The 24,103-nt window shown below is 48.6% G+C and carries 25 protein-coding genes; 3 read left to right on the top strand and 22 right to left on the bottom strand.

The features are described 5' to 3' along the window. Positions 1 to 46: 46 nt before the first annotated feature. Positions 47 to 601, bottom strand: a complete 555-nt coding sequence (locus tag ICL55_RS05740) for a YdeI/OmpD-associated family protein (protein ID WP_246496150.1) — start codon at positions 599 to 601, stop codon at positions 47 to 49. Between the two features lie 243 nt (positions 602 to 844). Here ICL55_RS05740 and ICL55_RS05735 point away from each other — a divergent pair, with 243 nt between their 5' ends. After that, positions 845 to 2,326, top strand: coding sequence for an FAD-binding oxidoreductase (locus tag ICL55_RS05735; protein ID WP_188095073.1), 1,482 nt, complete (start codon positions 845 to 847; stop codon positions 2,324 to 2,326). Positions 2,327 to 2,409: 83 nt separating this feature from the next. Here ICL55_RS05735 and ICL55_RS05730 read toward each other — a convergent pair whose 3' ends face one another. The 7 genes from ICL55_RS05730 to ICL55_RS05700 all read right to left on the bottom strand — a co-directional run bounded on the left by ICL55_RS05730 (position 2,410) and on the right by ICL55_RS05700 (position 9,660). Beyond that, positions 2,410 to 2,898 carry a hypothetical protein gene (locus tag ICL55_RS05730; protein ID WP_188095072.1) on the bottom strand — a complete coding sequence of 163 codons (489 nt, stop codon included), beginning with the start codon at positions 2,896 to 2,898 and terminating at the stop codon, positions 2,410 to 2,412. A 116-nt stretch (positions 2,899 to 3,014) separates the two neighbouring features. Next, positions 3,015 to 3,833: an alpha/beta hydrolase gene (locus ICL55_RS05725; protein WP_188095071.1), complete on the bottom strand. Its 819-nt coding sequence runs from the start codon at positions 3,831 to 3,833 to the stop codon at positions 3,015 to 3,017. Positions 3,834 to 3,974: 141 nt separating this feature from the next. Next, positions 3,975 to 4,556: a Crp/Fnr family transcriptional regulator gene (locus ICL55_RS05720; RefSeq protein ID WP_188095070.1), complete on the bottom strand. Its 582-nt coding sequence runs from the start codon at positions 4,554 to 4,556 to the stop codon at positions 3,975 to 3,977. Between the two features lie 19 nt (positions 4,557 to 4,575). After that, positions 4,576 to 6,048, bottom strand: a complete 1,473-nt coding sequence (locus ICL55_RS05715; RefSeq protein WP_188095069.1) for an amidohydrolase family protein — start codon at positions 6,046 to 6,048, stop codon at positions 4,576 to 4,578. Then, positions 6,042 to 6,755: a hypothetical protein gene (locus tag ICL55_RS05710; protein ID WP_188095068.1), complete on the bottom strand. Its 714-nt coding sequence runs from the start codon at positions 6,753 to 6,755 to the stop codon at positions 6,042 to 6,044. The genes ICL55_RS05715 and ICL55_RS05710 overlap by 7 nt, the downstream gene beginning before the upstream one ends. 70 nt (positions 6,756 to 6,825) lie before the next feature. Then, positions 6,826 to 8,280: a hybrid sensor histidine kinase/response regulator gene (locus ICL55_RS05705; RefSeq protein WP_188095067.1), complete on the bottom strand. Its 1,455-nt coding sequence runs from the start codon at positions 8,278 to 8,280 to the stop codon at positions 6,826 to 6,828. 642 nt (positions 8,281 to 8,922) lie between these two features. Next, positions 8,923 to 9,660, bottom strand: a complete 738-nt coding sequence (locus ICL55_RS05700; protein ID WP_188095066.1) for a DUF3667 domain-containing protein — start codon at positions 9,658 to 9,660, stop codon at positions 8,923 to 8,925. Between the two features lie 87 nt (positions 9,661 to 9,747). Between ICL55_RS05700 and ICL55_RS05695 the strand changes: the two genes are divergently transcribed. Continuing rightward, positions 9,748 to 10,503, top strand: a complete 756-nt coding sequence (locus ICL55_RS05695; RefSeq protein WP_188095065.1) for a helix-turn-helix domain-containing protein — start codon at positions 9,748 to 9,750, stop codon at positions 10,501 to 10,503. Here ICL55_RS05695 and ICL55_RS05690 read toward each other — a convergent pair. The 7 genes from ICL55_RS05690 to ICL55_RS05665 form a co-directional block, all read right to left on the bottom strand. Continuing rightward, a complete protein-coding gene (locus ICL55_RS05690; RefSeq protein ID WP_188095064.1) occupies positions 10,496 to 11,152 on the bottom strand; it encodes an Imm19 family immunity protein in 657 nt (218 codons plus the stop codon). The genes ICL55_RS05695 and ICL55_RS05690 overlap by 8 nt on opposite strands. 37 nt (positions 11,153 to 11,189) lie before the next feature. Next, positions 11,190 to 12,494: an HlyD family secretion protein gene (locus ICL55_RS05685; RefSeq protein ID WP_188095063.1), complete on the bottom strand. Its 1,305-nt coding sequence runs from the start codon at positions 12,492 to 12,494 to the stop codon at positions 11,190 to 11,192. Next, positions 12,484 to 14,691, bottom strand: coding sequence for a peptidase domain-containing ABC transporter (locus tag ICL55_RS05680; protein ID WP_223151321.1), 2,208 nt, complete (start codon positions 14,689 to 14,691; stop codon positions 12,484 to 12,486). The genes ICL55_RS05685 and ICL55_RS05680 overlap by 11 nt, the downstream gene beginning before the upstream one ends. 1 nt (position 14,692) lies before the next feature. Next, positions 14,693 to 15,763 (bottom strand): grasp-with-spasm system SPASM domain peptide maturase, encoded by a 1,071-nt coding sequence (gene gwsS / locus ICL55_RS05675; RefSeq protein ID WP_188095062.1) that lies wholly within the window; start codon positions 15,761 to 15,763, stop codon positions 14,693 to 14,695. A gap of 102 nt (positions 15,764 to 15,865) precedes the next feature. Continuing rightward, positions 15,866 to 16,894 carry a grasp-with-spasm system ATP-grasp peptide maturase gene (gene gwsG / locus ICL55_RS05670; RefSeq protein WP_188095061.1) on the bottom strand — a complete coding sequence of 343 codons (1,029 nt, stop codon included), beginning with the start codon at positions 16,892 to 16,894 and terminating at the stop codon, positions 15,866 to 15,868. 90 nt (positions 16,895 to 16,984) lie between these two features. Beyond that, positions 16,985 to 17,164, bottom strand: a complete 180-nt coding sequence (locus ICL55_RS35070) for a hypothetical protein (RefSeq protein ID WP_223151319.1) — start codon at positions 17,162 to 17,164, stop codon at positions 16,985 to 16,987. A 48-nt stretch (positions 17,165 to 17,212) separates the two neighbouring features. Beyond that, a complete protein-coding gene (locus ICL55_RS05665; protein ID WP_188095060.1) occupies positions 17,213 to 17,386 on the bottom strand; it encodes a hypothetical protein in 174 nt (57 codons plus the stop codon). 234 nt (positions 17,387 to 17,620) lie between these two features. Here ICL55_RS05665 and ICL55_RS05660 point away from each other — a divergent pair, with 234 nt between their 5' ends. Continuing rightward, complete coding sequence (locus tag ICL55_RS05660; RefSeq protein WP_188095059.1) at positions 17,621 to 19,756, top strand: S9 family peptidase; 2,136 nt, start codon at positions 17,621 to 17,623, stop codon at positions 19,754 to 19,756. A gap of 56 nt (positions 19,757 to 19,812) precedes the next feature. On the opposite strand, the gene ICL55_RS05655 is transcribed toward ICL55_RS05660, so the two are convergent. The 7 genes from ICL55_RS05655 to ICL55_RS05625 all read right to left on the bottom strand — a co-directional run bounded on the left by ICL55_RS05655 (position 19,813) and on the right by ICL55_RS05625 (position 24,020). Further along, complete coding sequence (locus ICL55_RS05655; protein WP_188095058.1) at positions 19,813 to 20,004, bottom strand: class I lanthipeptide; 192 nt, start codon at positions 20,002 to 20,004, stop codon at positions 19,813 to 19,815. Between the two features lie 86 nt (positions 20,005 to 20,090). Beyond that, complete coding sequence (locus ICL55_RS05650; protein WP_188095057.1) at positions 20,091 to 20,279, bottom strand: class I lanthipeptide; 189 nt, start codon at positions 20,277 to 20,279, stop codon at positions 20,091 to 20,093. 305 nt (positions 20,280 to 20,584) lie between these two features. After that, complete coding sequence (locus ICL55_RS05645; protein WP_188095056.1) at positions 20,585 to 20,782, bottom strand: class I lanthipeptide; 198 nt, start codon at positions 20,780 to 20,782, stop codon at positions 20,585 to 20,587. Positions 20,783 to 21,231: 449 nt separating this feature from the next. Then, entirely contained in the window at positions 21,232 to 21,645 is a 414-nt protein-coding gene (locus ICL55_RS05640) for an arsenate reductase ArsC (protein WP_188095055.1), read from the bottom strand. 30 nt (positions 21,646 to 21,675) lie between these two features. Continuing rightward, the gene (gene arsB, locus ICL55_RS05635; protein WP_188095054.1) at positions 21,676 to 22,752 is read right to left on the bottom strand and encodes an ACR3 family arsenite efflux transporter; all 1,077 of its coding nucleotides are present in this window, start codon (positions 22,750 to 22,752) and stop codon (positions 21,676 to 21,678) included. A 43-nt stretch (positions 22,753 to 22,795) separates the two neighbouring features. Next, positions 22,796 to 23,635 (bottom strand): arsenite methyltransferase, encoded by an 840-nt coding sequence (locus tag ICL55_RS05630; protein WP_188095053.1) that lies wholly within the window; start codon positions 23,633 to 23,635, stop codon positions 22,796 to 22,798. A gap of 55 nt (positions 23,636 to 23,690) precedes the next feature. Beyond that, positions 23,691 to 24,020 carry an ArsR/SmtB family transcription factor gene (locus ICL55_RS05625; RefSeq protein ID WP_188095052.1) on the bottom strand — a complete coding sequence of 110 codons (330 nt, stop codon included), beginning with the start codon at positions 24,018 to 24,020 and terminating at the stop codon, positions 23,691 to 23,693. Positions 24,021 to 24,103: the final 83 nt, after the last annotated feature.

Here is a 24,103-nt window from a genome sequence, read left to right as displayed (position 1 = left end):
CGATGATAAAAAACAGCCTCCATATAATATGGAGGCTGTTTTATTTTTAGTCGTTCAATCCTTTTCCTTCCAGGATATAAGGCATATATTTTTCGATCCTTGCTATTCTCGTTTTGGATTGTTTGGCTGCGGAGAAGTACAGCAGATAACCTCTTTGCCGGCCGGGTGTCAGGGCTTCAAAAGCTTTCTTCAGCGCCGGCTTTTTATCCAGCAACTGCTGAAACTCTTCCGGCATATTAAACTCCTCCGTCTTTTTATATTCCACTCTAAAACCGGCTTTCTCTACTTCTATCGCTTCATACACATAGGATTTGATGGCACGTGTTAGTTTGACGATCTCCCGCACATTCGTAAAACGGATCTGGCGGGTAGCCTGTACATTTTCTGTCTGTATCACCAGGATACCTTCCGGATCGGCCATCAGTGCGCCTTTGAAGAACAGCAATGCACAGTACTCTTTGAATCCGTGCATCAACACAACGTTACTGTTGTTGTAGGTGTAGCAGGGAACGCCCCATTTTAGTTCTTCCGTTAGTTGACAGTCAAGCAGTATCTCTCTCAGTTTCTCAAATTCTTCGCGCCACGTTTCGGATCTTTCCATAAATGCGTCGACTTTTTCTGCGCCGGTTTTTGCCATAGAAGTAGGTTTTGGCTGGATTTTATTATTAAATGCTGAATTGGTTTTCCACCGCAATATAATCTGTATTCCCGAAAATATGCAGTCAGGAGCTATCTTTGAAAGCGTTTGTTATTTTTCCGGCAATCGTTATCTTTATTTCATGGCCATGTGATCTGTTGCAACATCTATCATCCACATCAAACCTCTTTTTGTTAAACTCATTCTATGGAAAAAATCACGCCGGGGGATATACGCTATTCCGATCTCGCAGAAAAAAGATTCAACAAACGTTATACAGGGAAGCCTGAATACATTGTATTACCTGCCTCTACAGCAGAAGTGACCGCAGCCGTGCAGGAAGCAGTGAGTAGTCAGCGGAGGCTGGTGGTGCGCAGCGGCGGGCATTGTCTCGAAGGGTTTGTGTCTGATCCGGCCGTGCAGGTATTGCTGGACCTCTCGCTCATGACCAATATCAGTTACGATGCCGCGCGGGCGGCTTTTATGGTAGAAGCCGGCGCCACTGTAGGAGAAATGTATCGCAGGTTGTTCCTGGGCTGGAGCGTAGTACTCCCTGCCGGAGAGCATCCGGGCATAGGCATGGGCGGACACGTGGCAGGCGGCGCCTTCGGCTTTCTCTGCCGGGAATATGGCCTGGCAGCAGACTATCTCTACGCCGTGGAAGTGGTGACCGTTGACACTTCCGGAAAAGCGCAGGCTGTCATCGCCACCAGAGAAAATAATGACCCTCACCGGGAACTATGGTGGGCGCATACCGGCGCCGGTGGCGGCAACTTCGGTATTGTTACCCGTTACTGGTTACGCGCACCGGATGCCACCGGCAACGATCCGTACACCGCGCTGCCTAAAGCACCGTCTGCCATTACCACTTTCAGGGTTTCCTGGGAATGGAAAGAATTTGATGAAGGAGCATTTAACCGGCTCGCAAAAAACTTCGGCACCTGGTGTCATCAGCACAGCAAGCCGGATTCCCCCACCCTGCCGTTGTTCAGCATCCTTTTCCTGAACCACCGGAACATCGGTAAACTGGAAATAAAAGGGCTGGCCACCGGAGCAGATGCACACCGGCTGATAGACCATCATCTGGCTGATATAGCCGTACCCGTTGGTATACCTTATTCGTTGCAGATCGAAGAAAGCCCGTGGCTGCGTTTTGCGCTCAATCCGTTCCCGGAGCTGTTTCAACCCGGCATGGACAGTGTGGCCGCCAAAGTAAAAGACGCCTATTTCCGTGCGCCGCTGACCGACAGCCAGATTGCAACGGCCTACCGGTACCTGACTGCGGAAGCGCCTATCGGTGGCGGATTAGGCATGGCCACCTACGGAGGCAAAGTAAATACCATTACCCCGGATGCCACGGCCACGGCTCAACGAAGCTGCATCATGGACGTAGCATGTAATACCGGCTGGCTAGATCCCAAAGGCGCAGCACCCAGCCTGGAATGGGTCCGTAATTTTTACAAAGATCTTTTTCCTGACACCGGCGGCGTACCGGTCCCCAACGAACAAACCGACGGCGCCATGATCAACCATCCGGACACAGACCTTGCCGACCCGGTATGGAACAAATCCGGCACTCCCTGGTATACCCTTTACTACAAAGACAATTACCCGAGGCTGCAACGTGTGAAAGCCAAATGGGACCCGTTGAATGTATTTCATCATGCCTTATCAATACAACCAGCCTGAAAAAAACGAAGCGGTGCACCGACGTGCACCGCTTAACTTATCTGCGATTATAAAGAAATCAGCTGACACCGCTGAAAAACATGTTACTGAGCTTTATAGGAGAAATCCTTGATATAAGCGCCTCCACCAGCTACAATAGTAGCATTCTCATTTGTTTGTACCTGACCGTTTATTTCAGCCTTATAAGTTAAGATAATCGGCTCTCCGTCCATGTTCGTACATGTCACTTTCAAAAAGGCAAAATCAAAAGGTTTAACGGTTTCCAAGACATAAGTCTTGGTACTTCCCAAAAACTTTCTATCGTCTACGCTAACATTATCCTGATTTCCCTGTTCTGCACCATTGATTTTCCATACGGGTGCGCCGTATTGACTGGCATCGTGATTACCTGCCTGTGCAGAAAAGCCGAGGTCGTCCATGTCGGAGACACCGTTTGCAGTAATCGTATATTTGATCGTTATCTTTTTGGCGGCAGGCGGATCATCTTTTTTGCTGCAACCGGTAAATGTAAAAGTGGCAATAGCCGCCAGACACAGTCCCCAAACAATGTTTTTTGCTTTTTTAGTTCCCATTTATGTGTATTGAAGGTTAGAATGAATGCAGCAAAGGTAGGCTGGTACTGTACCTGGGACAATACCGGGAAACCAGCATTTTACCTTACTGGTTTTGGGAACTATTGCCGGTACTATTACCGGGGCGATGTAAAGAACAAACTAAACCATAACACCTGATACTTAGCGGCATTCGACCAGTAGGCATGATCGTGCGCGCCTGCTGATTCTATATAAGTATGCGCCACATGGTGTTGGTCCAGGTATTCGTGCAGCCTGCGGTTATAAGCCAGGAAAGGATCTGCTGCCCCACAGCTGATCACCAGTTGTTGCTGACTGAATACAAAATACCGGGCATTGTCCATCACGTTGAAGTATTTCCACTTGGTGCTGTCTGCCCCTACCAGCTTATCGATACCAAAATCCGCCACCAACGGGAGGAAGTCCACCGCGCCGCACATACTTCCCAATGCTCCAAAACTATTGGCATGTTTGAGTCCCACATACAGCGCTCCGTGACCGCCCATACTCCAACCCATCAGGCCGCGCTGATCGCGGACCGCCATCGTAGGATAATGCTGATCGATATAACTCACCAACTCCTCTCCCACAAAGGTTTCGTACTGGCTGTTTTTTCTAACCGGGCTGTTGATATACCAGCTGTCAAACCCGCCGTCCGGGATAATAAAGAGGATACCATACTGATCTGCGAGTTCCGGCAACGACGGGATATCTTCCTTTAACGTACGGTCGGGGTTACCACTGTATCCATGCAGCACATATACCGTTGGAAAACGTTGTCCCGCTTTCGACTGTTTAGGAGATATGACCAGCGTACGTATGGGTTTTCCCATGGCGTTACTAAAGACAGCCAGTGTATCCACGGTGGCGGCCTTCACATGCGCAACAGGCGCCAGCACCAGCGCCAGCCACAGGGCGATGATCAAATGTTTCATATATTCTGTTTTAAGTGATAACAAAGCAACGATTGAACAACAGTCCGAAGCTGCCGCTCCGGTTGCTTTCAACAGCATGAGGCAAAACTAGCACGGTTGTTTAGTATAAACATTTACATATGTTGATGCCGGCAGTTTTTTTTACAACTCTTTACGGATACGGCTTAATTGCGTAGGGGTAACACCGAGGTAAGCAGCGATATGATGTTGGCGAAGACGCTTTACCAGCGTAGGGTGATGCTGGATAAAACTGAGGTACCGTTCTTTGGCGGTGAGGTATTTGAGGGTTATTTCCTGTTCTTCTTTGCGGGCTACCCAGTTTTCTTCGAGATAGTTGATCCAGAAAAAAGCCAGGTCTGTATAATGGTGCATGAGTTGTTTAAACTGTTCAAACCGGAATTCTATCAGCAGCGCGTCTTCCAACGCCTCGATGGCAAAGATGCCCCGCGTCTGTTTCACCAGTGCCGCTGTGGACGCCACAAACGAATGCTCCGCAAAAAAACGTTTGATCACCACGTCGCCGTTTTCCTGTATCGTATAATACGACAGCAGGCCGTGGCTCACGTAGGCAATTTTCTGCGGTATTTCTCCCTGGGAGAGGTATATTTCTTTTTTCTTCAGTTCCCGGAAATGCAGCTGCCCGGCGAATGCCTGCTTAGCCTCCTCCGAAAGCAGAGCATATTGCTCCATGGCAGCAAAGAAACTGGTCAACCTGTTATCCATCCGGAAGGCAATGTAGTTATTATTTTGCTACTGCCGGCCGGCGATAGCGGAGCACTTCCGCTTCAAACCGTGCCAGTGCCGCTTCCAGCTGCCGTAGTTGTTGCTTTTTCAGCGCAGCCGGATATATAAAGCTGTACTGGATACTGTTTATGATCATCTGTTTGATGTCCGCATAATGCAGGGAAGGATAACGGGTGGCCAGTAATACAAATTGCCGGGTGAGGTCTGTCCGGAGTACGCCGGCATCATCTGTACAAATCACTACGGGCACTTGGTGCGTATGATACAGCAGTACCGGATGCTGTTCGTTTTTTACTTTCAGAATAAATTCGTTGCTGCTCAGATTAATTTCAACCGGGACCTTCCTCCGGGCCATACTATCGAGAACTGTTCTGCAGGCGGTTTCATAGGCAATTGCCACACCATGGCCTATTCTTTTGGCGCCGGCCGTCAGTACGGCATCGGTAATATGCGTACGTAGCTGCTCCGGCCTCACCATCCCCATGGCCAGCTCTCCGGCATGCAGGGAATAAGGTACCTCCGGATAAAGACGGCTCAATTGGGCAAACATCAACATATGCAGACGGTAATCCCGCATGGAAACCTCCCCGTCTTCGCGCTTCAGCAAGTTTACGCCTACGACCAGCGAGCGCCGGTTGACCGCTTCGAAAGCCAGCAACAGTCGCCGATACACCTCCAGCGGCGCTTCCAATCTGGATGCCGCCAGCTGATAACGCAGCATAAAAGTAGTGTCGTCGATGTTAGCCTCCTGATGCAGGTGTTCCAGCCGGCGGAAGAAATTGTCCACCGCACTGCCCGCCCCATGCGCCAGCAGTGCGGCCCGGGCTTTATCCAGTATTTCAAATACCGCCAGGCTGTCTTTCAGCGAGGCAGCGACCAGTGATTTTTCCCAGCCGGCATTCTCCGGCAGGGTGATCGCTGTATCCAGCAGCCCGACCTGCGTTTCTATATACTGCACCTGTTCGTCCACTGCCCTTTGTTTCAGTTCCCGCAGGCCTTGCACCATCCCAAACGGAGCCACGAATGACATTTTTGAGAAGGTGGCAAAAAAGTGTTCATCGGAGGGGCGTAGCGATTCATTAAAATCCTTCACAGAGGCCATTCGCAGAAATGCCTGTTTAAGCGAGTCAAAACGCCCATTACGGGGCAATTCCGCAAAATGTTTCCATGGCGCCGGGTGTGCGCGGCCTGGCGTATCTATTTCCGCCGTAGCCGTGTTTATCCAGCCGTTGCTGTCCGAAAGTATCTGCCAATACGTTTCTCCATAAACAGATCCGGAAAAATGATGATGGAGATCGCCTCCTTTGGGCATAGCGGCAAAGAAAGTCGTTAATAACAGCGGATCACGGCGGACCTGTTCGAAGTAATCGCTGACCCGACGGGTGACGTCTTTTTCTTTGGGTATCGTCGTTAACGCCATCAGACCTGTTACACCGGCTGCTAGTATCCTTGTTTTGGTGACTTTCAACATACCGCTACCTGTTTTTTTCTTACTCCCAGGAGCACGAACCACACCAGCATCAATCCGCTTACCAGTATCTCCACCGGCCGGGATACCGTGCGGCTGTCGTCTATAATCGCGGAATAGTCTCCTGCAACAGATACCAGATGCCACATGAGGTACAGTACATTTATCTCCAGGGCCACTTTGAGCAGCCAGTTGATGTTGCTCTTCTGACGCATGGTAAACACCAGTAGTATGGAGGAGACGATTTTGACAACCGTGAGCGGGATGTCCAGGCTCCGGTGCAACTGGCTGAACTGATAAAACTCCCGATGCAGCCCGGCGCTGATGTCGTGGACGCTGTTCATCGTCATGATCATTCCTGGCATGCTCATTTGTATATTGAACAGGTAATACGACTGTAGGCACATCTCTGCCACGCAGGACAGGAAAAGGCCCAAAAACGCCATGATAGCGATGGTAGGAGCTACCGCGTAATGATCCATACAGATGATCAGAAAGGGATATAATATCAGGAGAGACCCTATGATCGTCAAAGCCGTAGACAGGCGGTGCCAGGGTATATCACCCAGGAACAAGACAGCATCAATAGTAGTGTCCTGTGGCGGATACTGCCAGTATACATATTCGCGAAAAGCCAGTGCCAGCAAGCAAAAGAGCATTATAGCAGCGCCGGACAGACAGGCAGCATAGGAAACAGGGCTGTTTTTCATATACGTTTTAATGTATTGAAAAATACACAATTCGGTGGAATTGTATAGCCTTTAGCGGATTATTGTGTTATCAGGCATTCTTCTGTCGCGCCACATTTTCATTCAAAAAGGCGCTGACTTCATGGAAGGAATAGGGTTTTGACAAGAACCCTTTAATATCGTCCAGTAATATCTTTTCTTTCGGGTGAAGGTCTTCTTTAATATTTTCCTTTGACGCACCTGACGTCAACACGATGGGGGCATGAGGTCCTCCTTTGGCCAGGGCTGTTATCACCTGTGCCAGTCTCATATCGGGAAGATAGGCGTCCAGGAAAATGATGGCGTAGTCATGGGTACGGTTCAATTCCACCGCTTTTGCCCCATTACCGGCGATGTCTACCTCAAAGCCCAGGTAAGTTTCGAGAAATCTGCACAGGTATTTTTGTGTAAAGGAATCGTCTTCGATCACCAGTGCTCTTAATCCCCGTCCATCGAAATATTCATTGTATTTAGCTTCTTCTTCCTCTTCAAACGTTGGATGTAGCGGGAACACCAATGTAAAAGTAGTCCCCTTCCCTGATTTGCTGGTCGCCTGAATAGTGCCGCCGAGAAGGGTCACCAGATTCCTGGTAACATACAAGCCAATCCCGCTGCCGGTTCCGGGGTTGCTGGTTGCATAGAGGTCAAATATCCTCGCTACCTGCTCTTCTGACATACCTACGCCCTGATCTTCAATCATAATTTTGAATTTTTCCCCGGCTTCCTGTACGCGTACAAAGATGTTGCATCCCTCCCGGTTATACTTGATCGCATTCTCCATCAGGTTACCCAGGATTTGCTTCAACTTTGCCCTGTCTATGAGGATATTATTGGGAAAAGTGGTTGTCACCATAAACTCAATGTGGATATTTCGTTGTTTCCCATAGTACTGATAGATGGTACGTATATCAGCTATAAACCGCCTGATATTGACAGGCTGGTTATTTGCCGGATTGGGCAGGCCCTGTTCTATTTTGGAAAATACGAGACCATTGTTGATGATGCTTTTAGCATGGTCTACCGAGACATGCAGGTCACTGACCAATTCATGTGCCGACAGTATGCCTGCCTTGCCCAAAACCTTTGCCTTGAGCATTTCGCTGATGGTGAGAATTATCTGGATCGGACTACGGAGTTCATGAGAGTTTTCAGCGATGAAGGCGTTTTTAATATGGTCCAGCTTTTCCAATTCCGCCTTCCTCATTTCGAGTTGGAGCATTTTTTCATGTAACTCTGCATAGAGGTTAAAGACAATCACCATATGCAGAAAAATTACAGGATAAATAATGTAACTGAGCAGGTCATTCTTACTATGAATTACAGCAGGAACTAACCGATGAGAGTAGTTCCATACCATTATCGCAAACAATACGCCCACTATTATCCATGCCAGCCATCTCTCTTTTGGGGAGGAGAAAATTAATATCACCACACCACAGTTAAAGATAAACATGGTATGTATCCCCGCAGCCGGCTCCAGCACCAAACCATAGTAAAGCGTGGCCATGTTTTGTAGCCCGAAATATAAGATGGATGTAAACTTTACATTTGTCGTCTTATTTATTCCCAATAATGCTATAAACGCAGCACATTCTATTACCGAAGGAACTAAAATTGCCAAGGTTGGTTTTACGACAAGATAAATCAGCAGGCCTGCGGAAACAGAGATAAAAGCGGTTATCTGGCTAAAAATACGGATTGTCTTTTTTATCGATGTCACCTTAAGCTCTTCAAGCATTGGGCTATGTTGTTTAACTGCCTTTAACATACAATGAGGTTATCATAACACTAACGTGAAAAAATACTAGCGGGATAACGCAAATACAAGAGCCATGCTTTTACATTTTAGTTATCATGAATGTAACGCTCTGAAGAACTGATACTGTTAATACAATGTTAACGAATGTAATATTAACAAATTAAAACGAGGCGGCACTCAACTAAATTTAACAAAAAACAAGAAAACCTGGCCACAAGCGGCCCGTCTTCTCGCTCCCATCGGCAGCGCATTATAGGGGAACATACAAGAAGTAAAACAGGGCCCGTTTAAAAGAATAAAACAACCCTCAGGGACATAACAGGCCCTCCAACCGCCATGATGCTGCGGAGACTAAAGCTGGCATAGGACCCCGCGTTTAAAAGAAAAAACTCAGTGGGCATGCATCATTTTGATGACTATATCTATCGTTATTCCAAGCAAAACAGCCACTATATAAAAGGAGAATGCGCCGGCCAGGTAGGCAACCAAAGCCAGCAGATAGTTGATGAGCTTCTTTTTATCAAAAAACTGCGCGATGGCCCAGGAGCAGTATCCAATTGCAATTGTGTTGCCGACGGCCACCAGCCTGATCTTCAGCACGCCCTGTGCCAGCGAGAATATCGCTATCATCAGCATGCCCATCCCCATCACAAAACACAGCAGGATCAGTATCTCAAACAAATTGTAACGGTACTTTCTGAACATCAGCTTCAACCACGCCGCGATGAATATGCCCATCATGATATTAGCATAGCCGTAATGCCCTTCAATCCACCTAAAAACCGCCATCATGGCTGTACTGGTGGTAGCGGCATGTTCTTTTTCAATATGGAAAAAGTGGGTAATGGTGGAGTATACCAAAGACGTGATGATGATAAAGATGACCGGCTTTACCAGCTTGTCCCTGTTTTTTGTAATAAACTCCCTGATACTATGGCCAGGCCTGAGCAGCAACTCTCTGATGGTATATAACAACCCTTTTTCAAAATGTAACAGGTGCCGGATCTCGTGCATCATATAATGGCTGTCGACCCGTTTTAACGCGGCAGGATGCCCGCAATGGCCACAGAACTTCTCGCCGAGAGGGGTTTTACAGTTGTTACAGGTTGCTATCGACAGCTCACTCATGAAAAAAAATCTTTACGTCAAAAATCAAAACAAAAAAATTATGAAAGCCTACACTTTAGTGTAAATTTGTCTTGTTCAGGCATACAAATGAAAGACAACCTATATTCCGGTCTGCTGACGAAGAATAAACTGGGCAATATCCCGGAGACCGTTCAACCAAAAGATTACCTCGACGTCGTGAAAGCATTCGCGCGACTGACCTATCAAAGCATTTACGTGATCGACTACACGGACATGTCGTTTGACTATGTCTCGGATAACCCGCTGTTTTTATGCGGCTATTCCGCAGCGGAAGTACTTCAGGCCGGATATGGCTTCTATTTCAGGCATGTACCTCCGGAAGACCTACAGCTATTGACCAGCCTCAATGAAGCGGGCTTCAACTTTTATCAGCAGCTTCCGGCGGAAGAACGGCTCTTGTACAGCATCACTTATGATTTCCACCTGATCAACCGGGACGGCAAACGCATTTTGATCAACCATAAGCTGACACCTCTCTTCCTCAACAGCGAAGGGAAAATATGGAAGGCCATGTGTATTGTCTCGATTTCCCATCATCAGACTGCCGGCAACGTCCGTATTTACAAACAGGGGTCCGACGAAGTGTGGGATTTGGGATTGACGAATAACGTTTGGCGGAAGTCTGACAAGCCAGCACTTACGGAAAGGGAAACGGAAGTAGTGCGCCTGCACGCGCAGGGCCTCACGATCAACCAGATCGCCCAGCGGCTCCATGTAGCGCCGGATACTGTCAAATACTACCGGCGGCGCATCTTTGAGCGCCTGAACGTCAGTAATATGGTAGAGGCCCTGTCTTATGCGGTGAACAGCAAAATTATCTGATAGCGGAATAGATCACTTCATTGACCTTTGTTAAACTCCCCACATCGTTATGATGATTTCTTTCGGAGTGGCCACGATGCGTTACCAGCCCAATGTCCGTCTTATATTCAAAGGCATGGCTTTCTTCTTCCGAAAAAATGAGATGGCTTGTCACAAACCTGGTGATGGTTTCCAGCTGATCTGCCTGTAAGTCCAGCGCTGTATTTTTCAGATGCCCGGCGATAGCGGCCTCAATGCCGGACCGCTCCGACTCCTTTCCGATAGTCAGCGGCAGCAACAGCCAAAACAATAGTGAGGGATCTGTTGCATCATTGTTCACGATGGCCTGCAGTTCCTCCCAGCTCAGCAGCGAAAGGTGGAAATGCCCGCCGGTATTGCCCAGATAGGTGTCGTTAAAAAAATAAACTGTTTCATGGGGATGAAACTCCGCGTAGAATGTCACCGACGCATTGAGGCGGTGCATATAGGTGTGGCCGTTCCATGGGTCGTCTGTTTTGCCCGTCAGTTCATCCAGCCACTCGCCTGTCGGCATGTCAAAATGCTCCGGCAGATAGTCAGTGAGTGTCATTTCCAACATATCATCGGAGGCAAAAGGGAATTGGGCTAGTAAAAACAGGCAGAAATTTCTGTCTGATAAATGAAGGTCCATGCTATTAAATTTATCTGCTCAAGTCCGCCGGTTTTTCTTACCGGCCCGGCCGCAACAACTTTCGCAGCTGGTAAAAGAAGCGCTCTATCAACCGAAGGTCTTGCGTTACTATTTCTGCATTACCTTTCAGCTCCTTGTCAAAGGTAAGCGTTTTATGAAAAGATGTTTGCAGACCGTTGGTCAGCACCACGTTCACATAGTAGTTGCCATCTTTATCCGGCGCATTGGCGATATTTTTCACCTTTCCTTCCACCATACCAAATTCCTGATAAGGATAGTTTTCCAGTTTAAACAATACCTTCTGCCCTGCTTTCACCTTCCCGGAATTGGTGGCAGGCACCTGTAAGCGGCCGATGAGCACATCTTTATCATCCGGCATTACGGACAACAATATATCTCCGGTTTTCACAAACTGGTGTTTTCCCAGGAACTGCTGGAAACTCACTACTCCGGTGGCGGAGGAAGTCAACAGATAATTCTGTTCCCAGGCGTTGAGCGACTTCCGTAGCTGTTCCAACAGTTGCCCCGTCTGCGACGACAGGTTGATTTTATCCTTTTGTGCGCTGATGGCGGCGCCACTGCGTGTTTTTTCCATGCCCAGCATGCCTTCCTGCAGCTGTGATATGGAAATATTGATGTTTTCGAGGTTCTGTTCTGCCTGTAAGAATTTTATTTTCTCCTGATTTAATTCCGCCGGTGACACCACCTTTTCTTTAAAGAGCTCCTGATACCGCTCCCATTCTCTTTTGGAGACTTCATACTTCGACTGCTCCAGCATTTTCTGCTGTTGCAGCGTACGTATCCGGCTACGCGACTCCGCCAGCCCTCTGTCGGCCGCCGCATAATCAGGGGAATAGGGCTGCAGCCGGGCATATAACTGTTCCTCTGTCAGCGCTTTGGCAAAAGCGTTATAGTCTGCCTGGATGTCACCCAACTTAAAGCCTGCCACCATGCCCAGCGGGAAATGTGCTGCGCCCTTGTTGCCCAGCGAGTCCATAATGTTTCGCAGCCGGATCACATCCCGGTAGTCAGCGGTAGACTGTAATACCATCAGTATCTGGTTCTTCGCCACCCGCTGATGGTCTTCCACAAAGATCTCTTCAATCCTGGTGTTCGAGCGTGCTTCCAGCTTCTCCGGTGGATTTTGTGAGGAGATGATGACCTGCGACGGTACAAACTCCGGATACTTTATCAGGTAACTCATCAGCAACACCAGCAGCAGCAGCAGGAAGATGGTCGTGTTCCCCCAGCGCACCATCCAGTTCGGAGGTTGCGCCAGAATATCCTGCACCCCTTCTGAATGCAGATGGATAGTGTCCAGTATTTCTTTTTTAGTTTCCAAGTTCCAATTGATTTTTTACAAGCCTGTAATATTCTTTTCTGAGCGCCACCAGTTCATCGTGACTACCTTCTTCTACCACCTTCCCTTTGTCCAGTACAATGATCTTATCTGCATTTTTTACGGTCGATAACCGGTGAGCGATGATCACCGCGGTTTTCCCTTTCAGAAAACCTTCAAGATTATGCATGATCGCCTTCTCTGTATTGGCATCCAGCGCGCTGGTAGCCTCGTCGAAAAATATGTACTCCGGTGCTTTGTAAACGGCCCTGGCGATAAAGAGGCGTTGTTTCTGTCCCCCGCTGATACCGATACCCTCGTTGCCGATTTTGGCATTGTAACTAAGCGGCAGCGTTTCAATGAAGTCCTTAATACATGCCACTTCCACTGCTTTTTTAAGCTGCTGCCGGTTGATGTCCTCCACCCCTATGGCAATGTTTTTGGCGATGGTATCATTAAACACATAACCTTCCTGCATCACCACACCACACTGATCGCGCCAGTGACGCGGGGATACATGCTGCAGCTGTAAGTTCCCGATCCTGATATCACCTTCACCCGGTTCGTAGAATTTCATCAGCAGCTTCAGCAGGGTTGTTTTACCACTACCGCTGGCTCCTACGATGGCTGTCGTCTTACGATGAGGGATACGCAGGCTCAGGTGCTCAAAAACCGATGCGCCGGCGCCTACGTACCTGAAGGAGACATCGTTCAGGACAATATCCTCTTCTGGTATGTCCATCGACGTTTGCATATCCGCCTGCTCTTCGTCGTCTTTGCTGTGGACCTCTGCCAGCCGCTCCAGTGCTATCTTCGCGTCCTGTGTCTGTTTCACAAAATCTATCAGCTGTATCAGCGGGCCATTCAACTGCCCCATAATGTACTGCACCGACAGCATCATGCCCAGTGTCAGATTGCCATCCAGTACCAATTTGGCGGCGAGGAAACTGACGAAGATGTCTTTCATCTGGTTGATGAAATTGGCGCCCACCATCTGCCACTGCTCCAGCGACAGGGCCTTTAGCCGGATTTTAAACAGCTTCACCTGCATAAACTCCCAACCCCAGCGCATTTGCTTTTCGGCGTTGTGCATCTTGATCTCCTGCATTCCGTTCACCAGTTCAATCACCTTGCTCTGCTCCTGAGATACCTGTGAAAACCGTTTATAGTCCAGTTCTTTTCTTTTTTTCAGGAAGAAGCCTATCCATCCTACTGATAAAGCTGCTCCCAACAGATAAATGAGGAACAACCGGTAGTCATACAGCAACAGTACGATGCTGAAGATAACCAGGTTCACCAGGGAAAAAAGCGTATTAAGCGACGAGTTTGTCAGCAATTGTTCTATCCGCTGGTGGTCATTGATCCGCTGCATAATATCACCGGTCATCCGGGTATCAAAGTAGCTGATCGGAAGCTTCATTATCTTGATGAAAAAATTAGAGACAATGGAAATGTTGATCCGGCTGGACAGGTGCAATAAAATCCAGCTACGGATCATTTCTATGCCCGTTCTACCGATGAACAGCATGATCTGCGCCAGTAGTATCAGGTAGATAAAATTCAGGTCGTGGTTCTGAATGCCGATGTCTACGATGCTCTGTGTCAGGAAAGGAAAAATAAGCGACAGCAGGCTGCCTGCCAGCAAGCCAACCGCCAGCTGTACGATCAGTTTTTTATAGCTGAGAAAATAACTGAACAGGAAGGAGAAGTCCTTCCTGTTACGCGGGGCCTCCGCTTCTGCCTCATAAAATACAGGCGTCGGTTCCAGCAACAGCGCTATTCCTTCTTCATCTTCGGCCTGTTTGCCTCGTCCCATCCAGCCATTGATGAACTCCTGCTGCGTGTATTTTATCAGTCCGTACGCCGGATCAGATACGTACACGAATACACGCCCTGCTGATTTCTTCACTTTATACACCACCACAAAATGCTGTTGTCCCCAGTGACAAATACAAGGCATCGGCGCTTCTTCCACCAGCGTATTGAAGTCTATCTTTACCGCCAGCGTTTTAAACCCCAACCCTTCAGCGGCGGTGGACAGCCCCAGCAAAGAACTTCCCTCCCGCGTGGTTTCCGCGAGCGACCGGATGACCTGGATGTCTGTCAACCGGCCATAGTGTTTACTGACGATTTTTAAACAGGTAGGCCCACAATCCTTCCTGTCCGGCTGCGTATAAAAAGGGAATGTCTTCAGCTTCATATTAGTTGTTTGTCTCTTTCAATCCATACCAGGCAATGGCAGTCTGTTTCATGGGATGTTGCGTCCATTCCTCCCATTCATTGGTATACGGGTCGTAGCCACATTTGAGCGGCTTGGAATGAATATCCTCAGGGTCTTCCACATAAGCCCGGCAGTCGGTGCATACATGCCTGAACTCACAGTCCCGGCACACGGCGATATCATCTTTGCGGATGCTGCCATAACGCTGAAATGACGGATTGTCCAGCACCTGCCGCAGTGAAGCGGTGGTTATATGCCCGAAGTCTTCCTGCATCGAGGGGCAGTTTTTAATATATCCGTTGAGGTTAATGCTCAGTTTTCTGTTGAGACAGGTATTGTAATGCTGGCTTTCGGTAAACAGTTCCAGATTGGAAACAAAATAATTCGCACGGATTTCGCCGCAGGCCGTACAGGAATTGACAGGCCTGTCGAAGAACACGACCGGTACCGAGCCGTCAAATATTTTATCCTGCCGCAGCTCCGGCGACGAGTGTATCAGCAACGACTTTATCCGTGGATATTGTTTCACCAGTTTGTCCAGCAGCTGCAGGTCCTGCGACTTATCGTAGGGCAATACCAGCTTGATATATTTCAGGGTTGTACCATTGAACCGCTCTACAAAGGCACGAATGTTATCTAATGACACGGCATGATAGTACCTGATTTCCAGCGCCTGCACATGCAGGTCAAACAATTCCCGGAAGAAAGACGCGGTATAGTCTATCGCATCGTTGTATTCAATGATCACATTGGTAACATCAGCATAGCGGTCCCAGCTAAGGTCCAGTGGGGTGAGTTCGGGCAACAGCTGATGGTCTTTAAATCCCAGTTCCCGGCTGATCACAAAATCAATGTAACCTTCAATAGTCTCCCGGTTGTCTTCCCCATAATGCGCCACACATTCTTCAATCGCATGTTGCTGCAGGAACAGGTATACGTCCGCCGTGTCATTGGGGATGTGGTAATACCTGCGCAGCTGTAGATCGCAGAGCAGCGACATACCGGCGCCTTTTACTATCCGGCAGTTAGCGTATATGTTTAAATATTCCATCAGAATTTGGATATCACTTTGTAAAAGTTAAAGAGCTCGAAACCTGTTGCGTTAATTTTAGCGGCTTTTTCAAACTTCAGGATGGGGCCGGGTGGCTGCCGTTCAACTTTCTCCAGGAAATACAGCGACAGCGGCAGTCCTTTCTTTTCTCTGAGGTTGCTGGTGAATTTCTTCTTCATGCGATATGCTTTTATGGAGTAACCGGGCCAGTTTCTTTTCCAGATAATAGTTACATGGATAAGACACCATGCCGAACTGCCCTTCAGGATTGATTTCAAGGAAATGATACTGGCCTTCCATGTCCACCATCAGGTCGATGGAGCCTGTCCGGAAGCCCAGTGATTTCATCAGCCCGTCCAGCTTCTTTTCCAGCTCCACGGGCAATTTATAAGGGACCGTTCTGTTAGGTCGTTGTGTATCATAGTTGCGGAAATCCTCTTTGGTTTTCCGGTTGTTTTGGGAAAAAATGGCCATAGAATAGCATTCGCCATCCAGGTAGAAGGTCCGTATCTCGAACTTCTTGACGATTTTTTCCTGTACCAGGGAAGGAAAAAATTTCTCCGGCACCATGCGCAGATTAGCGCTGTTAATGGTTTTGGTGAGCATCTTGTATTGATCACCATCGGCGTCTTCCAGGAAAATGCACTCACTGAGCGGTTTAACAATCAGTTCCCGGTAATTTTCCAGCAGTGCAGCGATGGCCACGCTGGTGGTCACCACTTCTGTGAAGGGCGTGGGAATACCATGTTGACGCGCCAATGCCAACACATGCAGTTTATTCAGCCTGTCTTCTGTGATGGGGTCATTCAGCCATTTGTGCCGGTCGATGGTATGGAACAGGAACGAATGTATTCCGTTGAACTCATCTATCAGAAAGCGTTTCAGCGTGTATTGCGTGTGGAAGTCCGGCTGTTTAAGGCTATATTCCACAGGGTAACTGTTGATCTTCCTCCGGTACCAGACCGCTGCTATGGCTGTATTATCAGGAAGATCTCCCAGGTTTTCAAACTGAAAAAAGTCCTCTCCGTTGACCCGCAGAAATGGTATTTGCAGGTAATCCATCCAGAGGCAAACATGATCGGTCGTGCTTTCGAGGTGTGATTGACTTAATATGAGGATCTTTTGAGACATGGTATGGCGTTGATCACCGGAAGGAAGGACTGCCGGAAGATACCGGCAGTCCCTTGTTTCCGGTCATTCGAATGACGGAAGGAGATGTTATTAATTGTCACGTTTGTGATCACACAGGTAAACATCAGGACCTGAGTAATGCGTTGGCGAGTGAATAGTGGTTCCGCAGGCTTCGGAATCAGCCAGCTCAGAGGTTAACTGATAAAGGCCACCCTTAATAGTTTCCAGGGATTCGATCTTTTTCGCGTTCAGTTTTGTCAGTTTGTTCATTGTTTTTCAAATTTTGATGGTTTACGATACTTTTTCGGGGGGTACTGATTACTTAGGGTCATTCCGGCAGTCAGTTACATAGTGTTGACCATTCCAGGTAGCAGAACTCTGCGTGGTCCTTTCCTGATCGTCGGCCATTTCCATGGAGAGCTGATACAGGCCACCTTTGATACTTTCCGGGGATGTTACCTTTTTGGTAACCAGTTTTTCTAACTGTTTCATGTGCGTTGAATTTTAAATCTGACGTAAAAGTAGGCCGCAGACACATCCCATGGGGAGCAGATGAATATTTGAGTGAGGCTGATCTATATTCGCAGTGTCTGACAAAATATTTGCGGCGAGGCGCTATGCCCGTATGCTGTAATTTTAAGGCAATATCCGGCTACAATTCATCAATAACCGTTAACAACCGGACCTTACGATCATTATATTTACGCGTTAGCACACGATAGCCTTATGCAATACAGCTTATTTTTGGGGGCGCTTGCCTGGTGCAGCCTCTCTTCCACCGTTCTTTCGGCACAACAACAGTATCGGCCTGATCATGCGGAAGTCATACAACGCTACCGTAAAGTACAGCTGCTGGACAGCCTTACCCGCAAAAAAGTATTCCGGCATAACGTAGATGCCAGCTGGCTTCCCGGCGGAACACAATGCTGGTATACCGTTTCTAACAGTCAGGACACAACGAAAATCTACTATCTGGTCAATGCCCTCACCGGCCGTAAAGAAGAAATAAAGGACACCGTCAGGATAAACCAGTTGATAACAGGCAGCACGCCACAGTCGCAGGTAGCACAGCGAGGCCCTTCCCGGTGGCAGGACTTTGAGACTGATTCCGTGTCATCCGACAAACAGTGGATCGCCCGCCTTATTAACGGCAACGTCTATATTCAATCCACCAAAGACAGCTCGTTGACACAGCTGACCACCAATGGCGCTGACAGCGGGCAGGCGGCCCGCTATGAAGCGCTGGCCTGGTCGCCGGACAGCAGGTACCTGGTGGGCTATCTCACGCGTCCCGTCATCGATTCCGCGGTATATCATATCCTGACGGATGTTCCGGGCACCACCCGTGGGCAGCTGCGTTCGCAGCCCTATAAGCAGCCAGGCGACCCATTTCCGGAATATCAGATGTACATTTTCTCCATCGCTGATAAAAAAGTGATAAAGACAGATGCGGAGCCGCTGGACTTCTTCGGCCCGCCGGTACTGCACTGGCGGCAACACCAGCCCCGTTATTTTTTGTATGAGAAAGTAGACCGGGGCCATCAGCGTTTTCGCGTCATCGAAACGGATGCCTATACCGGCACTACCCGTACCATACTGGACGAGCGGTCAGCTACGTTTATCTATGAGTCCCGTCTTTATACCCACTACCTGCCGGAGACCAACGAAATGCTGTGGACCTCCGAAAAAGACGGCTGGCGGCACATTTACCTTGTCAATACCCTCACTGGTACCGTAAAGAAGCAGGTTACCCAGGGCGAATGGGTGGTACGCGGCATCGACAGCGTAGATGCAAAGAAACGGGAGATATGGTTCCGCGCCGGTGGCATGGAGCCGGAAGAAGATCCGTATTTTGTCCATTACTATCGTATAGGCTTCGACGGTAATAAACTGACCCAGCTCACTCCCGCAGCAGGCAACCATCAGGTGTATTTTTCCCCCGACCGGAAATATTATGTCGATAAATACTCCCAGGTGAATGTTCCGCCGGTGAATGAATTACGGCGCACCGCTGACGGAAAACTCATCACCATTCTGGAGCGGGCCGATGTCAGTGCCTGGCAGGCCATAGGCGTGCCTTTCCCGGTGCCCTTCCATGCCAGGGGCCGGGACGGGAAAACAGACATCTGGGGCATCATGTGCCGGCCCTCCGACTACGACAGCACCCAACTATACCCCGTCATCGAAAACATCTATGCAGGGCCGCATGATGCCTTTGTACCGAAGAGTTTCATGAGTTACTATATCGACATGCAACGTTTGGCAGACCTGGGCTTTATTGTGGTACAGATAGACGGGATGGGCACTGCCAACCGCTCCAAGGCATTTCATGATGTATGCTGGAAAAATCTGGCTGATGCCGGTTTCCCGGACCGTATCCGCTGGATCAAAGCCCTGGCTGAAAAATATCCGTTTGTAGATACGACCCGCGTGGGCCTGTACGGTACTTCTGCCGGTGGACAAAACGCACTGGGCGGCCTTCTCTTTCATCCGGAATTCTACAAGGCCGCGGTAGCCTCCTGTGGCTGTCATGATAACCGCGTCGATAAACAATGGTGGAATGAACAGTGGATGGGATACCCGGTGGGTAAACATTACGAAGAACAATCCAACGTCACCAACGCCGGTAAACTGAAAGGCGATCTGCTGCTGATGGTGGGAGAAGCCGACACCAATGTGCCGCCGGAATCCACCTATCGTGTGGTGAACGCCCTGATCAGGAGCAACAAAACTTTTGAGTTTCTGCCGATACCAGGTATGGGACACAGCGATGGTGGGCCTTATGGCCGCAGCAGGCGCAACGACTTCTTCGTGCGTTACTTGCTGCAAGCGACGCCGCCGGACAGGAATAATCATGAGTAAACAGTAGAAAGCGGCGACGCCACCGAAGCGACAGCACCGCTTTCTTTTCTGGATGATTAACAGCGTCTGGTATTAAAATCGGGGCAGATCAAACACCTGGTTTCGGCGGTGTCGTTAGGTCCGTCAATCGTGTCGGTCGGTTCTGTGGGCCTGGTCCGGCCGCCGTTGATTTTTGCCTGCGCGGCGGCATTCAGCGAGGCAATGTTAATTTTGCTTAAAGCCAGTTTTTTGATTGCTTTCTTTTTCATGTGTTAGCATTAGCGGTGATAGAATAAAAGCTGTCGTAGCAGGTGCTACCGCCGAAGCGGTAGCACACATTTTTCCAGGATGATGATCAACAATTTCTCCTGGTGCCTACACAAAACACACAAAAGGTTTCCGCCGTGTCGTTAGTGCCGTCAATAGTGAGATCAGTGTCGTCGGTAGTTTTTCTCCCACCTTGAACTTTTGCCTGAAAAGCGGCATTCAGCGATGCAATTTTGATTTTGCTCAGAGACAGTTTTTTGATTGCTTTCTTTTTCATGTAATTGTGGTTTGAAGTGATAGAATAAAAAAAAAGAGGTATACAGTCCCGGGAGGGACCCTTGGGTTAATACTGATGATAGTGATGACAACAGGCATCGTGTGCAGGCATCGCTTTGTGCCATGCCCAGCCCGACCGTCAGGTTACTGACGGCTTAGATGTTTCGCTGCAACAGATTTTGGTAAAGTAATTATTTGAGTTAAAGCAATTTCTTCGCGCACCTTTGCTACAGGCAACGCTGCCGATGGCAGCTGTAGCAGGTGCTGCCACCTGAAGCAACAGCACCACATTTCATCCCGGAGTGATTAGCAACGCCTGGTGTTATAGTCAGGGCAAATCAAACACCTGGTTTCAACCGTGTCATTAGGACCGTCGATAGTGATAACAGTGTCTCCTGTGGTAGTCGTTCTCAAACCACCGTGAATTTTTGCCTGACCAGCGGCATTCAGCGATGCAATGTTGATTTTGCTCAAAGCCAGCTTTTTGATTGCTTTCTTTTTCATGTAATGTGGATTAGAGGTGATAGAATAAAAACAAAAGTTATACAGCACCAGGCGGGCCGTTGGGTTAATACTTGTTATAGAAATGAAAACAGGTGCGTGTGCCGGCACTGCCTCGTGCCACGACCTGACTGACGGTCCTCATACCGATAGCTCTGATAGTTCGCTGCGACAGATTTTTTTTCGACTGATTTGCTTATTGTGGGTTAAGTATTTGTTTGGGTTAAAAATCGTTTGGGTTAAAAACCGTTGCCCGACGAAAATAGTAAGTGCAACTGCGATCTCCCTGCAGGCCTAAAAAACTTATGTAAAAAATTCAGACCTGGTTTTATGCAGCTTCGTGATCACCCTGGTGACCACGAAGCCTCCCGGGTGATCAGCTGAAACCTGCTCCACTACTGGAACAGTTCATCGCTGAACTGTTCCCAAATGGTGGCTAGCGACTGTTGCATTTACAGGTGCGTTGCTACAAAAGATTGGGTATAGTCTTTAATCAGTTGCCTCACCGTTCTGAAGTGCTGCATGATCTCTTCCTCGCTGCCGGTGGCTTTCGCAGGGTCAGGGAAGTTCTCATGGAACCGTTGTGCGGTAGTAGGGAAAAAAGGACATCTTTCTTTGGCATTGTCACAGACGGTGATCACAAAATCGAAGGGAATATCCCGGTATTCTGTAACGTTGTTGGAGGTATGTGCGGAAATATCAATGCCATCTTCCGCCATGGTGGCGATGGCGCGCGGATTAACGCCATGTGTTTCCACGCCGGCGCTGTATACTTCCGCCTTGTCTCCGGCGAAGTATCTGAGATAGCCTTCCGCTATCTGGCTACGGCAACTGTTGCCGGTACAAAGGACTAATATTTTTTTCATGATGATGGGAGATATAAATATTGATGTTATTTATGCTTTGGCGCTGGTGATGGAAGTGCTGTACCATTTTCTGCGAAGCCGGAAAGCCACATTCACCAGAGCAATCAGCGCCGGCACTTCTACCAATGGCCCGATCACGCCTACAAAAGCCTGGCCGGAGTTGATACCAAAAACACCGATTGCCACCGCGATGGCCAGTTCAAAGTTGTTGCCCGCAGCGGTAAAGGCAATGGCCGCATTACGGGAGTAATCGGCCCCCATGGCTTTACCCAGCAGAAAACTGATGAGAAACATGACGGCGAAATATATCACCAGCGGCACTGCTACCCTGATCACGTCAAACGGTATCTGTACGATTAATTCACCTTTAAGGCTGAACATGACGACGATCGTAAACAACAGGGATATCAGGGTGACAGGGGATATAACAGGAATGAATTTTTCCTGAAACCATTTCTCCCCTTTCCAGGCGATAAGACGGTAGCGGCTGATGATACCTGCAGCAAACGGAATACCCAGATAGATGCCCACACTTGTTGCGATCTCACCGATGGACACGGCCACGGTGACGCCTTTCATGCCGAAAACAGCGGGCAGCCAGGTAATGAAAACATAGGCATAAACGCTGTATAACAGGACCTGAAAGATGCTGTTTAATGCTACTAACCCCGCCGCATACTCGCGATTACCGTCGGCCAGTTCATTCCATACCATCACCATGGCGATACACCGGGCAAGGCCTATCAAAATCAGACCGGTCATATATTCAGGGTAGCCATGCAGGAACAACACTGCCAGCACAAACATGAGGACCGGCCCTATCACCCAGTTCAGCAACAAGGACACAGACAGTACTTTGGTGTTTCGGAACACCTCTCCCATGTTTTCATATTTCACTTTAGCCAGCGGCGGGTACATCATGAGAATGAGGCCCACGGCCAGCGGGATATTGGTAGTGCCGGAAGACAGGGAATTGATAAATCCCGAAGAGGCCGGAAAAAAATATCCGATGGCCACGCCCACCGCCATGGCGCCAAAAATCCATAATGTCAGGTAACGGTCCAGAAAGCCCAGCTGTTTACGCCGGGCCGGATTACAGTTTTGCATGATATCGTCGTAGGTTTTTTAATGCTCATTTCGTTGATACGAATCAGCAGCAGCCCGGAGGGCAGCAAGCCGCATCTGCCGGTTTTTCGGCGTATACCGTTATGCTGTAAATACCGGTGTCGCCTGTACGAAATGCAGCTATTTCCGCTGCATGCAGATAGTTGGCCAGGATATCGTCCGGAATGGTGATGGTCTTCTCCTGCTGAATGGTGATGTTTTTGAAGCCGTTATTTTCGATCATCTCCAGATAGGTCTGCTTTTGTATGGCTCCGGACACACAGCCGGCATACATTTCAGCGGCTTGCTGAATGGTAGCGGGCAATGTTCCCTGTAAGACGATGTCTGAAATACTGAAATGTCCGCCAGGTTTGAGTACCCGGAATATTTCGCTGATGACGCCATTTTTGTTGGGCACCAGGTTCAGTACACAGTTGCTGACTACCACGTCTGCTGCATTAGCGGTGACGGGCATCTTCTCAATATCCCCCTGGCGGAATTCTACATTGCTGAAATGCAGCTTCTCTGCATTAGCGCGGGCTTTTTCAATCATGGCCGGCGTGAAATCGATGCCGATCACTTTCCCTGTTTCCCCCGTAGCCTGCCTGGCCACGAAACAGTCGTTACCCGCCCCGGAACCGAGGTCTATCACCGTATCTCCCTGCTTTATTTTGGCAAATTGCGTTGGTAGTCCACAGCCAAGGCCCAGGTCTGCATCCGGGTTGTAACCTTCCAATGCCGAATAATCATCACTCATGATATTGTATACTTCGGTAGAACAACAGCCGGAACCGCAACAGGAAGCAGCGTTGGTATCCTTGTCCTGTAAGGCAATCTCACTGTATTTCTCCCTTACGATTGCCTTCATTTGTTCATCAGTAGCCATGATATTTCTTTTATTGTATTATTGCAATATTGCGATATATCTACACAAAAAAATATTAACAGCAGGTTTGCTGTAAATCAACATCCTTAAAGAAGCTATTGAAGAGCTCCTTGTATTGTTTCCATACTTTCGGGTTGATACAATAACATACGCTCGCGCCTTCAATTGTACCCTGAATGACACCGGCCGTTTTCAGCTCTTTCAGGTGCTGGGATGTAGTGGCCTGTGCAAGCCCTAATTCATCCACCAAATCCCCACAAACGCAGGCATTCTTTTTTACAAGATATTGCAAAATGGCAATACGGGCCGGATGTGCCAATGCCTTGGCCATCGCGGCTATTTCATTCTGTTGCCGGGTGAATAAATCCGATTTCGTTGCTCCCATATTTTGATTGTATTATTGCAATATTACGATTAAATATTTAACCGCCAAAAGAAATTGTTTTTTAGCCAGTCGTATCTTTACAG

The organism is Chitinophaga varians (assembly GCF_014529945.1).
Taxonomy (GTDB): Bacteria; Bacteroidota; Bacteroidia; order Chitinophagales; family Chitinophagaceae; genus Chitinophaga; species Chitinophaga varians.
The sequence above is the reverse complement of the archived record's forward strand: the minus strand, read 5'-3'. Positions and strand labels throughout refer to the sequence as shown.